Consider the following 15,517-nt stretch of genomic DNA (forward strand, 5'->3'; position numbering starts at 1 on the left):
TTTTTACGCCATGATTTGTAATTTATTACCCTCGCAAATTGAAAAATCCAGTGAAAATGAAATAACGGTTTATTTTTGTGATGCTGCTCACTCTGAGCCAGGAATAAAAGCGACTACTCTTTGCCTCAACGCACATAAGCAGTGCGAAGACGAATATTAATAACAACAACTTATAATATTCTCGTGTCTGGCGGGAGGACATTGTGCAACCTGAAAACATTACCCTGAATAACCCCCTTAAAAGTCGGGGAGATCTTCATAAACTGGTGAATGAATTATTAAATGCCGTTTCGCCATTCTTTAAAAAAGAGGCCAGTGGCGTAGACCTTGCTAATTTCACCGCCCATTACGGCCAGCAAGTAGCCAATATGGAAACTTTCTCTCGTTTACTGTGGGGTGTAACGCCACTGTTGGCGGGTGGGTACGAGCCTGAAGAGTTCTCTTTTTATATTCAGGCCATTAAAAATGGCACAGACCCTAAACATGCCGAGTATTGGGGAGAAGCCGCGGCATACGATCAACGGATTGTCGAAATGGCAGCATATGGACTCTTACTGGCAGTCGCCCATAAACCGCTGTTGGCGCACTTTAATGAACAGGAGAAACACAACCTCTGGCAATGGCTGAAACAGAGTGAAACTCTGGATATACCTGACAACAACTGGCATTTCTTCCCAATTCTGGTGCAGGTCGGTTTCCACCACTGCGGGATGTTGAACAATGCCGATACGTTAGAAAAGCATTTCGACGCCATGGAGCATTATTACCTCGGTGACGGTTGGTATTCCGATGGCCCAGGCCGACCACGTGATTACTATATTTCGATGGGCTTCCATTTCTATGGTCTCATCTATTCCAAATTAATGGCCGATGTTGACCCGCAGCGCTGCAAAAAACTACGCCAGCGCGCAACACTCTTTGCCGCAGATTTCATCCATTTCTTTGCCGACGATGGTGCAGCTATTCCTTTTGGTCGCAGCCTGACTTATCGCTTTGCGCAGGCCGCATTCTGGAGTGCTGCTGCATTTGCAGGTCTGGAAGTCTACGAACCTGGAGTAGTGAAAGGAATTGTGTTGCGTCATTTGCGCTGGTGGTTGCAACAGCCATTGTTTGATCGTGACGGTGTGCTGAGTGTTGGCTACAGCTATCCCAACCTAATAATGGCGGAAGATTACAACGCGCCGGGTTCCCCTTACTGGGGTCTGAAAACCATGCTGGTGCTGGCGTTGAGCGAACAAAATGCCTTCTGGCAAGCAGAGGAAATGCCGTTACCTGAGCGTGAAACGCCTCATAGCATTCCCCATGCGTCGCAAATTCTGGTTCATCAAAAGCACCATTTATGGATGCTGACATCCGGGCAGCTTGAGCTAAATAACTTCGTGAATACCGAAGCTAAATACTGCAAATTTGCCTATTCAACTCGTTATGGATTCACCATTGAGCGTGGTCGCTACGCGCTGAATCATGCGGCACCTGACTCGATGTTGCTGTTATCCGAGAAAGATAACTATTGGCGTGGACGCCGTGAATGCCAGCAAATCAGTACCGCAGACGGAATGATTTTCAGCCGTTGGCTGCCGTGGCACGACGTGAATATCGATACCTGGTTACTGCCGTTGGGCGACTGGCAAGTACGGGTTCATCACCTCAAAACGGCGCGTGAACTCGATTGTGCGGAAGGGGGTTCTGCCTGCCAAATCGTCCGCTTCCACAAGCACACATGACGCAGGGGAGTTGTTTGCTTACAACCAAAACTGATACCAGCGCCATTTATTGTTTAAGCCCGAAATCACGCAGTGCACAGTTAGTTCTGACACCACCAAACAGCAATCTACTCTTTGCCGAGCGGGCAGCAGTGCCGTTGCTGCAAGGTGAACTGAGTATCGGCACACATCTGTTAATCAGTGCCACCTGGGCAGGGGATACCGACGATTTTGATGCGCAATCTTGCCCGCAAGCCATTATCAGCGAGGGTGTTGTACGCCTGGTGATGGGCAATCAAAGCAAACTCCTTATTCTGGAGAAACACCCATGAACATCTCGACACCAACGCGTACCGCACAGATTAAAATGAGCAGTTTTATCTTTCTCTACTTTTTCACCTGGTCCTCAAGCTTCGGGTTATATGCTCTGTGGTTGAGCCAGAAAGTGGGGCTGGACAGCATCACCATTGGCAGTGTTTTTGCTATCAATGGCGTCTTTGCGGTAGTCATGAAACCGGTCTATGGCTACATCATGGACAAAATTGGTATGAGCAAGTGGCTGCTCTATTTTGTCTGCGCGATTTCGGCACTGATGGCGCCGTTCTTTGTCACGGTTTATCAACCGTTGCTGCTGACGCATACCACCCTTGGCATTGTGATCGGTGCTTTTTACCTGAGCCTCGGCTGGTACGCAGGTGTTGCGGCTTCTGAATCTTATGCCGACCGCTTTAGCCGATTGTATGGTCTGGAGTTTGGGCGCATTCGCATGTGGGGATCGCTTGGTTGGGCAATGGCGGCATCAGTTTCAGGTCTGCTTTTCAACTACACGCCGCTGGCAAACTTCATCGTCAGTAGTACCACCTCCGTATTAATGCTGTTGGTGCTGATTAGCCTGAAAATTGGTGATGAACAACTGCGTAATAACAATGTGATTTCAGCGAATAAAATCGTTTTCGCTGATGTTCTGATGCTACTGAAAAACCGCAAATTCTGGATGTTCAGCCTGTATGTGGCAGGTGTCGCGTGGATGATGTTTGTTGCTGAACAGCAATTCCCACGCTACTTCGTCTCTTTCTTCGATACCAAAGAGCAGGGCAACGCATGGTACGGCTACCTCAGCACGCTACAGTCCGGCATGGAATTCGTGATGATGATGTTCATCCCGCTGCTGGTGAATCACTACGGTGCTAAAAAAGGGTTGTTGTTGTGCGGCTGCGTAGTGGGGTTACGCTTGATTGCTTCGGGGCTGACCTCCGACCCGCTGGTGATTTCAATCATCAAGCCGTTCTACGGTGTTGAAATTGCCCTGTTGCTAATCTCGGTCTTCAAATATATCGCCGAGCATTTCCATAAGAAAATCAATGCCACCATGTATTTACTGGGTTATCAGGCGATGATTTATGTCGGCTCAGTTGTGGTGGCACCGCCTGCGGGTTACCTGTACGACAAAATCGGCTTCGAGCACACCTACTTAATGATGGGATGTTGCGCACTGATATTCACTCTGATCTCTGCTTTCACTCTCTCGCGCTGCCAGTCAAAACGCGATGAATCCAATACGTTCTTATCCGCTTTAGATACCGCTCCGGTTGAGCCGGCAAAACATTAATTAAAGGAAACGTTATGACCTGTAATTTAGTCACTGAAAATGTGGTGACCGAGCCACTGCGCCCTATTGAATTGCATCAGGTAGACCGTCTGGCCCTAAAACGTAAGCTTGATAATGCGCTTAATAGCGTGACAAAAAAGCTGGATAAAACTATTGCCATCGTCGGGAACAAATTCCCTAACGAAGCTTGTGAAGGGGGTAAATGGCAGCCGACCGACAACGTCGAGTGGACGACTAGCTTCTGGCCAGGCCAACTGTGGCTTGCGTGGGAGATGACTGGAGATGACAAATATCGCCAGGCGGCAGAGCGTTATTTGCCATCTTTTGCGGAGCGCTTAGACAAGCGTATCGAAACAGCCACTCATGATCTGGGCTTTCTGTATTCGTTGTCGTGTGTGAATGCCTGGCGTTTAACTGGCAATGAAACAGCCCGTCAAATCGCGCTGCAAGCGGCTGATATTCTGATGGAGCGCTATAACCCGGTGGCGAAAATCATCCAGGCCTGGGGAGATTTGAATGATCCAGAACAACAGGGGCGGATGATTATTGACTGTAATATGAACCTTCCGCTGCTTTATTGGGCAAGCCAGCAAACTGGAGATCCGCGTTACGCGCAGGCTGCTACCGCACATGCGCAGCAGGCCGCGAAGTATATCGTTCGCCCGGACGCTTCAACGTTCCATACTTATTATATGGATGTGATAACCGGTGAGCCGCGATTTGGTAATACGCATCAGGGGTATAGCGACACCTCATGCTGGTCGCGCGGGCAAGCGTGGGGGATTTACGGTTTCTTGCTCACTTATTTGTATACCGGTGATAAAAGCATGGTGGACCTCACCCGTAGCCTTGCGCATTACTTCATCAACCGCTTGCCGGAAGATGATGTTTGCCACTGGGATTTAGCATTGCTCGGAACGGATGCGGTGCGTGATAGTTCAGCTGCGGCAATCACTGCCTGTGGTTTGTTGGAACTGGTGAAAACATTACCCGTGCTGGATGAACATCGTGCCCATTATGAAGAAATGGCGCTGCGTATTATCCAGTCACTCACTGATAACTATCTGGCGCGGGACGATGAGCCATGTGAGGGCTTGCTGAAACATTCTGTGTATCACATGGCAAGCGGCAAAGGTGTCGATGAATGTTGTAGTTGGGGAGACTATTTCTACCTTGAAGCACTTATACGTGTGCGACAAGTGTGGAGTCTTTATTGGTAAGTTTTGCGCCCCCGCAAGACAGCGGGGGCTACATGGAGAGTAAAATGAAAACTGTTGCAGTTTTGCTAGCCCCGGGTTTTGAAGAAGGGGAAGCCATTGTTACCATTGATATTCTACGTCGTTTAAAAATTAACGTGCGTACCCTTTCTTGCGTCGATACACGCGCGGTAGTGAGTTATCACGATATCCCGATGGTGGCAGACGCTACGCTAAGTGAATGTTTTGATGAAACCTTTGACGCAGTTGTGCTCCCCGGTGGTCCGGAAGGCAGTGTCTTTCTAGCCCAAAGCGCGAACGTTATTGCATTCGTGCGTCGCCATGACGATCTTGGCAAATTAATCTGCCCGATTTGCTCTGCAGCGGCACGTGTCCTGGGTGGTAACAGTTTGCTTAAAGGCCGCCGCTACGTCTGTTCTGGTGATTTGTGGCAGCAGGTGACGGACGGTGAATATGTTGATGCTGACGTAGTCGAAGATGGCAATCTGATAAGTGGGAAAGGGTTAGGTAAAGTATTTGATTTTGCACTCACTGTTGCCGCGCGCCTTGAAGGCGACGAAGCCCCAGCGCGAGATCACGCGGAACATATTTATTACCAATGGTAATAGGTCAGGAATAGCGGCGGGTGAGCGCAATACTTACCCGCCTTCTTCAATCTGTATTTCTATCAATCAGCTTATCCACCTCAGCGCTGAATTTATGGATATATCTGCTAGTCCATATTTCATTTGTCCGACATAACGCCCTATTTTTATGTCTTTTATTGCTGAATACATGCACGGTCTTACTGTATTTCTGCCATGTGATTGCGCTCTCCTATGGATTATTAATTTCCCGCTACAACTATCTCCAGCCCCGAAGCAAAAAGCTCATACGGCTAATGGCTTGTTTTAACTAAACCTTACCCTACAGAAAATAAAATCGAGCTGGAGAATACCATGCACAAATTTACTAAAGCGCTAGCGGCAATTGGCATTGCTGCAATTATGTCACAATCCGCTATCGCAGAAACAATGAAGCTGGGTTTCCTGGTGAAGCAACCAGAAGAACCATGGTTCCAGACCGAATGGAAATTTGCCGATAAAGCCGGGAAAGATCTTGGCTTTGAAGTGATTAAAATCGCCGTTCCCGACGGTGAAAAAACCCTTAATGCTATCGATAGCCTGGCCGCCAGCGGCGCGAAAGGCTTTGTGATTTGTACTCCGGATCCAAAACTGGGTTCGGCAATTGTGGCGAAAGCCAAAAGCTACGACATGAAAGTCATTGCCGTTGATGACCAGTTCGTCAACGCGAAAGGCAAGCCAATGGATACCGTGCCATTAGTGATGATGGCGGCGACTAAAATCGGCGAACGCCAGGGGCAAGAGCTGTACAAAGAGATGCAAAAACGCGGTTGGGACGTGAAAGAATCCGCAGTTATGGCGATTACGTCTGACGAGCTCGATACTGCCCGCCGCCGTACTTCTGGCTCAATGGAAGCTCTGAAAGTAGCTGGTTTCCCGGAAAAAAAATCTACAAAGTACCGACCAAATCTAACGACATCCCCGGGGCTTTCGATGCCGCTAACTCGATGTTGGTTCAACACCCTGAAGTGAAACACTGGTTAATTGTTGGCATGAACGACAACACCGTGCTGGGTGGCGTGCGCGCCACTGAAGGGCAGGGCTTTAAAGCGCCGGATGTTATTGGTGTAGGTATTAATGGTGTGGATGCTGTAAGTGAACTGTCGAAAGCTAAGGCCACTGGTTTCTACGGATCTTTGCTGCCAAGCCCGGATGTACACGGCTATAAAAGTAGCGAAATGCTCTACAACTGGGTCACCAAAGGTGCAGAGCCACCGAAGTTCACTGAAGTTACCGACGTGGTGCTGATCACTCGCGACAACTTTAAAGAAGAGTTGGCTAAAAAAGGCCTCGGCGGCAAGTAATCTCTTTGGCGGATGAGGTTTATGCCCATCCGCCCTTCAACATTGGGGTATGTCATGCAACATGAGACACCGTATCTCTCTTTTCGTGGTATAGGCAAAACTTTCCCCGGCGTGAAAGCCTTACAGGACATCAGTTTCGACTGTTATGCCGGGCAAGTTCACGCACTAATGGGGGAGAATGGCGCCGGGAAATCAACGCTCCTGAAAATTTTGAGCGGCAATTATGCTCCCACCCAGGGCTGTATTGCCCTGCGCGGTGAAAAAGTTGCTTTTGCCGACACTCCCGCAGCGCTTAATGCCGGAGTCGCGATTATATATCAGGAGCTTCATCTGGTGCCGGAAATGTCGGTCGCAGAGAATATTTACCTCGGACAGCTACCTCATAAAGCGGGGTTCGTTAACCGCTCTTTACTGAATTACGAAGCAAAGTTACAGCTTGAGCATCTTGGGCTGGATATTGACCCGAGCACGCCGCTCAAATATTTATCCATCGGCCAATGGCAGATGGTCGAAATCGCTAAGGCGCTGGCTCGTAATGCGAAAGTGATCGCCTTTGATGAGCCGACCAGTTCTCTCTCTCGTCGTGAAATAGACAACCTGTTTCGCGTCATCCGTGAGTTACGCGCCGAAGGCCGCGTGATCCTCTACGTCTCGCATCGTATGGAAGAAATCTTTGCTCTCAGTGATGCCATCACCGTGTTTAAAGACGGGCGCTACGTGCGCACCTTTGATGATATGAAGCAGGTCAGTCATGACTCGCTGGTGCAGGCGATGGTCGGCCGCGATCTTGGTGATGTCTATGGCTGGAAACCTCGTGAGCATGGGACTGAGCGTTTACGCCTTGATGGTGTAAAAGCCCCAGGTGTACGGACACCTATTTCGCTTTCAGTGCGTAGTGGTGAAATTGTCGGTCTGTTTGGTCTGGTCGGTGCCGGTCGGAGTGAACTGATGAAGGGCATGTTTGGCGGTACGCGCATCACCGATGGCAAAGTGTTTATTGATGGTGAAGTTATCAATATCAATAAGCCCGCCGACGCGATTCGTGCCGGCATGATGCTCTGCCCGGAAGACCGCAAAGCTGACGGCATTATTCCGGTGCATTCGGTGCGCGACAATATCAACATCAGTGCGCGGCGTAAGCATATTAGCGCCGGTTGCCTGATCAACAACCGCTGGGAAACAGACAATGCCGCCTCGCATATCCGTTCGCTGAACATCAAAACCCCTTCAGCTGAACAGCTGATCATGAATCTCTCTGGTGGCAACCAGCAAAAAGCGATTTTAGGACGCTGGCTGTCGGAAGAGATGAAAGTGATTTTGCTCGATGAGCCAACGCGCGGCATTGATGTAGGGGCAAAACACGAAATCTATAACGTGATTTATGCGCTTGCTGCACAAGGTGTGGCGGTGCTGTTTGCATCAAGCGATCTGCCCGAAGTACTGGGCCTTGCGGACCGCATTATCGTGATGCGCGAAGGGGAAATAGCTGGTGAATTGCTGCATGGCGAAACCAATGAGCAACAAGCATTAAGTCTGGCAATGCCAAAAACCAGTGCGTCTGCCGCATGAGTAAGGAGATAAAAATGTCTGCATTAACTACATCAGGTGACAGCAATAAGAAATCGTCCCTAAGTCTTGGGCGTATCTGGGATAACTACGGCATGTTGGTGGTGTTCGCCGTACTGTTTATTGCCTGCGCTATTTTCGTACCGAATTTCTCTTCTTTCGTGAATATGAAGGGATTAGGGCTTGCCATCTCAATGTCGGGAATGGTGGCTTGTGGCATGTTGTTCTGCCTGGCATCTGGTGATTTCGATTTGTCCGTAGCGTCGGTGATTGCTTGTGCCGGGGTCACCACGGCGGTAGTCATCAACATGACCGAAAGCCTGTGGATTGGTGTGGCGGCAGGGCTATTGCTCGGTGTGTTATGCGGCCTGGTGAACGGTTTTGTTATTGCAAAACTAAAAATCAACGCGCTAATAACGACTCTTGCCACCATGCAAATTGTACGCGGCCTCGCATACATTATTTCTGATGGTAAAGCGGTGGGCATCGAGGATGAACGCTTCTTTGCACTGGGTTATGCCAACTGGTTTGGGCTGCCTGCACCCATCTGGCTGACAGTTGCGTGTCTGATAATCTTTGGTTTCCTGCTCAACAAAACGACCTTTGGCCGTAACACATTAGCGATTGGTGGCAACGAAGAAGCGGCACGTCTGGCGGGTGTACCAGTGGTGCGCACTAAAATCATCATCTTTATTCTCTCCGGGTTAGTGTCGGCAGCGGCAGGGATTATCCTTGCTTCGCGTATGACCAGTGGCCAGCCAATGACGTCTATTGGTTATGAGTTGATTGTAATTTCAGCCTGCGTGTTGGGTGGGGTATCACTCAAAGGTGGGATTGGTAAAATTTCCTACGTGATTGCCGGGATTTTGATTCTTGGCACCGTGGAAAATGCCATGAACCTGCTGAACATTTCGCCTTTCTCGCAATATGTGGTGCGCGGTTTGATTCTGCTTGCTGCTGTCATCTTCGATCGCTACAAACAGAAAGCAAAACGTACGGTTTAACGGCTTGGTTCTGCTGCGCAGATTTCGGGTAGTGGGAATACATTGTAGCGGTAAAGGGTGTGAGTTCTTTTTTGGGGGTGGATTAGCGAAAGCGACATCCACCATTTTTTTGCCATCAACATTGTTTAATTTTCACTCAGATAAGATATCCAGTGTTTAAATGTGATATTGATTAGATTGTTAGTATTTCCCTCCATAAACTAATTCAAACCAGGATATGAATCACTGTAACAATCACGCGGCTAAAGTAGAGTCGGCAGCCTGAATTCGGCCTCAAGGAGATGAGCCAATGAGCAGTGATGTTAATTACACCCGTAGTAAAGTGCATATTCCCGGGAATCGTAAGTTTGATACCACCTGGGTTCTGAGCCTTTTTGGTACGGCGGTTGGGGCAGGGGTGTTATTTCTCCCGATCAACGCAGGGATGGGCGGATTCTGGCCGTTAGTGGCACTGGCGGTTATCGTTGGGCCAATGACCTGGCTTGCTCACCGGGGGCTTGCTCGTTTTGTCTTATCATCACGTAACCCTGGCAGCGATATCACCGAAGTTGTGGAAGAACATTTCGGAGCTAAAGCGGGCATCTTAATCACTCTGCTGTACTTCTTCGCAATCTATCCAATTCTGCTGATTTACGGTGTAGGTATCACCAACACCATTGATTCGCTAATGGTCAACCAACTGGGAATGGCTTCACCACCGCGTGTGATTTTGTCGATTGTGCTGATTGTCGCGCTGATGGCGGTGATGCTGACGAGTGAGCGTGTGATGCTGAAAATTACCGAGCTGATGGTTTACCCGTTAGTCGGTATCCTGCTGTTCCTCTCTTTATATTTGATTCCACACTGGAACACGGCAGCTCTTTCCCAGGTACCTACTGCGATAGATTTCACTACCACTATGTGGCTGACTATTCCGGTGTTGGTATTTGCTTTTAACCACTCCCCGGCTATCTCCTCATTTGCGTTGTCTCAACGTCGTGAATATGGCAACCAGGCAGATGAAAAAGCCAGCCAGACACTGCGCAAAACATCCACCATTTTGCTGGCGTTTGTTATGTTGTTTGTCTTCAGCTGCGTGCTAAGTGTGACTCCGGCAGATTTGATGGCAGCAAAACAGCAAAATATTTCAATGCTGAGCTTCCTTGCCAACAAATTCGATAACCCGCTGATCTCCATCTTTGGCCCACTGGTAGCAATTCTGGCAATTTCCAGGTCCTTCTTCGGCCACTACCTGGGAGCACGCGAAGGTCTGCATGGACTGGTGAAAAAAATTGCCCGCCACAACGGCAAGCGTTTTGATGACCGCAAGCTGAATAAAGCTATCGCTCTGTTCTTCCTACTGAGCCTGTGGTTGGTGGCAACGCTTAATCCAAGCATCCTTGGCATGATCGAATCGCTGGGCGGCCCAATCATCGCGATGATCCTGTTTATCATGCCGATGTACGCTATCCACAAAATACCTGCGCTGGCGAAATTCCGTGGCAAAGTGAGCAATATCTTCGTTACGGTTATGGGGCTCGTGGCTATTTCAGGACTTATCGCAAGCTTCTTCTGACACCTGCCAAACCGAAACGCCAGGCCATATGCGGCCTGGCGATTTATCCTGGAAAATTGCGACACCCGTCACCCTGTCTATACTTACATGGCTAATCATAATCTACCGTTACGGTAGTAATACTAACTATGTAAGGAGGAGCCGCTGGTGGCTGAAGTTGCATCTGTACCGCCTCTACTTTCAGGAAACCTTGCCTTTTTCTTCGACCTCGATGGCACGCTTGCAGAAATCAAACCGCACCCGGACCAGGTTTATATCCCCGCTGCGGTGCGCACATTGCTGCAAAAAATGTCGCTCATGAGTGGTGGGGCGTTGGCATTGATTTCAGGGCGCTCAATGACTGAGCTTGATAAGCTCGCCACTCCATTTCACTTCCCGCTCGCGGGTGTGCATGGGGCAGAACGCCGTGATATCAATGATAAAACCCATGTAGTGGCGCTCCCTGAACCGGTAGTAACCGCATTACATCAGCATTTAAGCAATGCGCTTTTACAGCTTCCGGGTACTGAACTTGAAGCTAAAGGGATGGCTTTTGCGCTGCATTACCGCCAGGCGCCCGAAGCAGAAGAGGCTATTTTTGAATTGGCACAGCAAATGACACTGCGCTTTCCTGAACTGGCGTTACAACCGGGGAAATGTGTCGTGGAGTTGAAACCTTTGGGTATCGATAAAGGTGCTGCTATTCGTGCATTTATGCAGGAGGCACCCTTTGCGGGCCGCACACCGATTTTTATTGGTGATGATTTAACAGATGAAGCAGGGTTTAAACAGGTTAACGCCCTTGGAGGGGTGACCATTAAAGTGGGAAATGGCGACACGATTGCTAACTTCCGACTGGCAAACGTGCGCATGGTTTATCACTGGCTTGGCAAATTAACGCAACACATAGAACAACAAAAGTCAGATATTTTACGGGGAGAAGATTATGAGTCGCTTAGTGGTAGTCTCTAATCGCATTGCGCCACCGGACGATAAGAAAGGTGGTGCAGGTGAGCTTGGCTGTGGGGATTTTGGGTGCTTTAAAGACGGCCGGTGGGCTGTGGTTTGGCTGGAGTGGAGAGGTCGGTGACCCCGATGCTGCATTACAAAAGACTAAACGGGGCAACATCACCTGGGCTTCTTTCAATCTCAGCAAAGAAGACTATGAAAGCTATTATCTGCAATTTTCCAACGCTGTCCTTTGGCCAGCATTTCACTATCGTCTGGACCTGGTCGATTATCAGCGTGAAGCCTGGGAAGGCTATCAACGGGTTAATACCATGCTTGCGAGCAAGCTTAAGCCATTGTTGGAAAAAGACGATGTCTTATGGGTACATGACTATCATTTGCTGCCCTTCGCCGCAGATTGCCGCAAACAAGGGCTAAATCACCGCATCGGTTTTTTCTTACATATTCCATTCCCAACGCCTGAAGTATTTAACGCGCTCCCGCCGCATGAGGAGTTACTAGAAGCGTTGTGTGAATACGATTTACTGGGTTTTCAGACGGAAAACGATCGCCAGGCATTCCTGGATTGTGTTGCAAGTCAGACGCGGCTTGATAGCCTGGATAAAAACCAGCATCAGGCGTATGGCAATACGTTTCGCACTGAAGTGTATCCGATAGGTATCGAACCAGAAGAAATTAAAAAGAGCGCTCAAGGTCCGCTACCGCCGAAGTTGGCGCAGCTTAAAGCGGAATTGGGGAGTATCAAAAACATCTTCTCGGTTGAGCGACTGGACTACTCCAAAGGATTGCCTGAACGGTTTCTCGCTTTTGAAGCGCTACTGGAAAATTATCCCCAGCATCACGGGAAAATCCGTTACACGCAAATTGCACCGACTTCGCGTGGCGATGTGCAGGCGTATCAGGATATTCGTCATCAGTTGGAAACTGAAGCAGGGCGCATCAATGGTAAGTACGGTCAGTTGGGCTGGACTCCGCTGTACTATTTGAATCAACATTTTGATCGCAAACTGGTAATGAAAGTATTCCGCCATGCGGATGTTGGCTTAGTGACTCCACTGCGTGATGGGATGAACCTGGTGGCGAAAGAGTATGTTGCGGCTCAGGACCCTGCTAATCCGGGGGTGCTGGTGTTGTCGAAATTCGCCGGTGCCGCAAATGAATTATCCTCGGCACTCATTGTTAACCCTTACGACCGTGACGACGTTGCCGCAGCCCTGGATCGTGCGTTAACTATGCCTTTGGCCGAACGTATATCACGCCATAGCGAAATGATGACGGTGATTGAGAAGAATGATATTCACCACTGGCAGAAGCGGTTTATAGAGGACCTAAAGCAGGTTGCTCCACGAAATGAGGAGTTTGAGATGGGAAAGAAGGTGGCAACGTTTCCTAAGTTGGCGTGACTCTATCCCATCGCCCATGGTCGGGCGGTGATTATTCCGTTCGCATAGATGATTTACCTGCATTGCAAACCCGCTAACGGTGAACGTGTCAGGGGGTATTTTCCCCCTGACAACCCTCGCCAGATCATTAAATTGCCATTTCACGGTAAAGCTTAAGCAATTTATATTCGGAGCCAGGTCAAAATCGAATGGGCTTTTGAATTTTTGTTTTGAAGTTAGCTTTGAGTGACATCAATTTAAGATAGATACCCCTGTTATTTCTGATGATATAAGCCAGATTTAACTTAAATACTGCTTATCTCAGCGGGACTAGCAAAACATCAACTTGACTGGATGCTACCACTGCTTTCGCGGAGCAAATTATCTTGCTGAAAAAGGATTGATTGTGGTTACCACAAATCACTAAATCCACAGAACCCTTATTACATATTGCCAGAATGTGCTCACTTAATTCGCCGGTAGCAATAACCGTTTCTGTAATAGGGTAATTTGCCTTTTTAACCAGCTCATCAATAAAAAGCTGAGTCTCTTCAAGCATTAATTCCCGCAGGTTTTCCATCATGGGTGCGGCAAATTGATTATAAAGTTCGGGGTCGGATGCGAGTGTAATCAGCGAAATTTTCCCATTCACCGGTCGGGCGATTGAAACCGCCTTTTCAACCAGGATCTGGCTTTCTGGACTGATGGCGACAGCAACCAATATATGTTGGTAACTCATGACAACCTCCCACTTATTGATAACAAATCACTTACATTTTCCTTACTACAACTCACATTCTTACGCAAGAATAGTACCCATGGAAAATGTGAGTCTGCTCATGAAAAATGATTAATAATTCTAATGTAAACAACTTGTGAAGTGGCCTGAATGCCTGGGTAGCTCATTTTTCCATCAAACTTTAGTATTAATTTATATTGATACTGCGCCTGTCATCCTGGTGTAAGAATTTATCACCATTCTTACGCGAAATTGAAAAACTCAAGGCGTTATGTGCTAAAAACAAACATTAATGCAGTGTATTAAATTACTTGATAAAAAATGCGATATAAATCACATAGCTAAGTAGCTCTTAAGACGCGTTATTGATGTTAAGTCATCAGATTGTTAGGCAAACGAAAAGGTTTTACCAGATGAACGTAACGGTTATTTCGAGTTTGGTTGTTTAACGAGCAAATGAAAAGTCTTGCTGATGTTTTAAGGGGAGTCATAAAGCAAATATATGTGATCTGCGTCACATATAACTCAAAATTCGCAGGCATCCGCATTGTATGTCTAAAGGGCTACGAGTAGAGTTTGCCCGGAATTAGGAAAAATCTTAATTTAATGTCAGAAATTTAAGCTCCGATAAGAACGTACCCACAAGGAAGTCTCCACTGCATTTTCGTGTCGGTGGATTCAGTGCGTGTTATCAGTCAATTGAATTTGTCTTTTTTGGTTGTTCTAATTTTAACCGGGATTTCTCGGCGACTCACGGGGTGCGGTAATACCGCATGTATAAAAGTAAGTTTTTCAGGATGAACAAAATGCATACATCCGAGTTGTTGAAACATATCTACGATATTAATTTATCGTATTTGTTGCTTGCGCAGCGCCTTATTAGTAGCGATAAAGCCTCAGCAATGTTTCGTTTGGGAGTGACCGAGGATATGGCCAATTCCCTGAGTGAATTAACATTGCCGCAAATGGTGAAATTGGCGGAAACCAACCAGCTGATTTGCCAATTCCGCTTTAACGATAACCAAACCATTACCCGCCTGACACAAGACTCTCGTGTGGATGATTTACAGCAAATTCATACTGGCATTTTGTTATCCACCCGCTTATTAAATGAGGTCTCCGCAATAGACGAGGCACCTCGCAAAAAAAGGGCGTAACAAAATGAGCGAAAAAAGTATTGTTCAGGAAGCCCGTGATATACAACTGGCGATGGAGTTAATCACGCTCGGTGCAAGATTGCAGATGCTGGAAAGCGAAACGCAATTAAGCCGTGGCCGACTGATCAAACTATATAAAGAGCTCCGTGGTAGCCCACCACCGAAAGGGATGCTGCCTTTTTCTACCGACTGGTTTATGACGTGGGAGCAGAATATTCATGCTTCTATGTTTTGCAACGCCTGGCAGTTCTTGCTGCGCACCGGATTATGTACCGGTGTCGATGCAGTCATTAAGGCTTACCGCTTGTACCTGGAACAATGCCCGGCACAAGAAAGCGGGCCGCTGCTGGCGCTGACTCGCGCCTGGACACTGGTGCGTTTTGTTGAAAGTAACATGCTTGAATTGAACTGTTGCAATTCCTGTGGTGGTAACTTTATTACTCATGCGCATCAGCCCGCAGGTAGCTTTGCTTGCAGTTTATGCCAGCCGCCGTCGAGAGCGGTAAAAAGACGTAAACTTTCTACGAATACTGCCGATATTATTCCACAACTGCTGGATGAACAGGTCAAACAGGCCGTTTAACAGTTCGGTGTGGTAAACACTCCAGCAGCGATAAGCAATTATCGCTGCTTTTTTTTGCCCTGCACTGAGCCATAAACACCTCTGATTTGTGATTCCTCGTCACATTTAACAGCAGAAGGATGTACTC

10 protein-coding genes and 3 pseudogenes are annotated in these 15,517 nt (G+C 48.0%); 12 read left to right on the plus strand and 1 reads right to left on the minus strand.

The features are described from left to right. Positions 1-203 precede the first annotated feature (203 nt). The 10 genes and pseudogenes from AC0IXI_RS09645 to otsA all read left to right on the plus strand — a co-directional run bounded on the left by AC0IXI_RS09645 (position 204) and on the right by otsA (position 12,932). Positions 204-2,035 (plus strand): annotated as a pseudogene (locus tag AC0IXI_RS09645) (DUF2264 domain-containing protein). Further along, entirely contained in the window at positions 2,032-3,312 is a 1,281-nt protein-coding gene (locus AC0IXI_RS09650) for an oligosaccharide MFS transporter (protein ID WP_422568123.1), read from the plus strand. The pseudogene AC0IXI_RS09645 and the gene AC0IXI_RS09650 overlap by 4 nt, the downstream one beginning before the upstream one ends. 14 nt (positions 3,313-3,326) lie before the next feature. Further along, positions 3,327-4,532, plus strand: coding sequence for a glycoside hydrolase family 88 protein (locus AC0IXI_RS09655; RefSeq protein WP_064511985.1), 1,206 nt, complete (start codon positions 3,327-3,329; stop codon positions 4,530-4,532). Positions 4,533-4,576: 44 nt separating this feature from the next. Beyond that, entirely contained in the window at positions 4,577-5,134 is a 558-nt protein-coding gene (locus tag AC0IXI_RS09660; protein ID WP_424222882.1) for a DJ-1 family glyoxalase III, read from the plus strand. 333 nt (positions 5,135-5,467) lie between these two features. After that, positions 5,468-6,456 (plus strand): annotated as a pseudogene (locus AC0IXI_RS09665) (arabinose ABC transporter substrate-binding protein). A gap of 54 nt (positions 6,457-6,510) precedes the next feature. Then, positions 6,511-8,025, plus strand: coding sequence for an L-arabinose ABC transporter ATP-binding protein AraG (gene araG, locus AC0IXI_RS09670; RefSeq protein WP_413498826.1), 1,515 nt, complete (start codon positions 6,511-6,513; stop codon positions 8,023-8,025). Between the two features lie 14 nt (positions 8,026-8,039). Then, entirely contained in the window at positions 8,040-9,026 is a 987-nt protein-coding gene (gene araH, locus AC0IXI_RS09675) for an L-arabinose ABC transporter permease AraH (RefSeq protein WP_134186743.1), read from the plus strand. Positions 9,027-9,315: 289 nt separating this feature from the next. Continuing rightward, positions 9,316-10,581, plus strand: coding sequence for an HAAAP family serine/threonine permease (locus tag AC0IXI_RS09680; RefSeq protein WP_471682322.1), 1,266 nt, complete (start codon positions 9,316-9,318; stop codon positions 10,579-10,581). 147 nt (positions 10,582-10,728) lie between these two features. Continuing rightward, on the plus strand, positions 10,729-11,532 hold the full coding sequence (otsB, locus tag AC0IXI_RS09685) for a trehalose-phosphatase (protein WP_471682323.1): 804 nt from the start codon (positions 10,729-10,731) through the stop codon (positions 11,530-11,532). Next, a pseudogene (gene otsA, locus AC0IXI_RS09690) lies at positions 11,507-12,932 on the plus strand (alpha,alpha-trehalose-phosphate synthase). Before otsB ends, otsA begins: the two are co-directional and overlap by 26 nt. Before the next feature lie 295 nt (positions 12,933-13,227). On the opposite strand, the gene uspC reads toward otsA, so the two are convergent. Next, positions 13,228-13,650: a universal stress protein UspC gene (gene uspC, locus AC0IXI_RS09695; protein WP_134186751.1), complete on the minus strand. Its 423-nt coding sequence runs from the start codon at positions 13,648-13,650 to the stop codon at positions 13,228-13,230. Between the two features lie 806 nt (positions 13,651-14,456). Here uspC and flhD point away from each other — a divergent pair. Further along, positions 14,457-14,807, plus strand: coding sequence for a flagellar transcriptional regulator FlhD (gene flhD, locus AC0IXI_RS09700; protein ID WP_034455083.1), 351 nt, complete (start codon positions 14,457-14,459; stop codon positions 14,805-14,807). A 4-nt stretch (positions 14,808-14,811) separates the two neighbouring features. Next, complete coding sequence (gene flhC / locus AC0IXI_RS09705) at positions 14,812-15,390, plus strand: flagellar transcriptional regulator FlhC (protein ID WP_064511976.1); 579 nt, start codon at positions 14,812-14,814, stop codon at positions 15,388-15,390. Positions 15,391-15,517: the final 127 nt, after the last annotated feature.

The organism is Buttiauxella sp. AC038 (assembly GCF_979253565.1).

Excerpts from the sequence above, each read along its gene's own strand:
- AC0IXI_RS09680 (WP_471682322.1), top strand. The coding sequence starts at position 9,316 with ATGAGCAGTGATGTTAATTACACCCGTAGTAAAGTGCATATTCCCGGG.
- flhD (WP_034455083.1), top strand. The coding sequence starts at position 14,457 with ATGCATACATCCGAGTTGTTGAAACATATCTACGATATTAATTTATCG.
- AC0IXI_RS09660 (WP_424222882.1), top strand. The coding sequence starts at position 4,577 with ATGAAAACTGTTGCAGTTTTGCTAGCCCCGGGTTTTGAAGAAGGGGAA.
- araG (WP_413498826.1), top strand. The coding sequence starts at position 6,511 with ATGCAACATGAGACACCGTATCTCTCTTTTCGTGGTATAGGCAAAACT.
- araH (WP_134186743.1), top strand. The coding sequence starts at position 8,040 with ATGTCTGCATTAACTACATCAGGTGACAGCAATAAGAAATCGTCCCTA.
- AC0IXI_RS09655 (WP_064511985.1), top strand. The coding sequence starts at position 3,327 with ATGACCTGTAATTTAGTCACTGAAAATGTGGTGACCGAGCCACTGCGC.
- AC0IXI_RS09650 (WP_422568123.1), top strand. The coding sequence starts at position 2,032 with ATGAACATCTCGACACCAACGCGTACCGCACAGATTAAAATGAGCAGT.
- uspC (WP_134186751.1), bottom strand. The coding sequence starts at position 13,650 with ATGAGTTACCAACATATATTGGTTGCTGTCGCCATCAGTCCAGAAAGC.
- flhC (WP_064511976.1), top strand. The coding sequence starts at position 14,812 with ATGAGCGAAAAAAGTATTGTTCAGGAAGCCCGTGATATACAACTGGCG.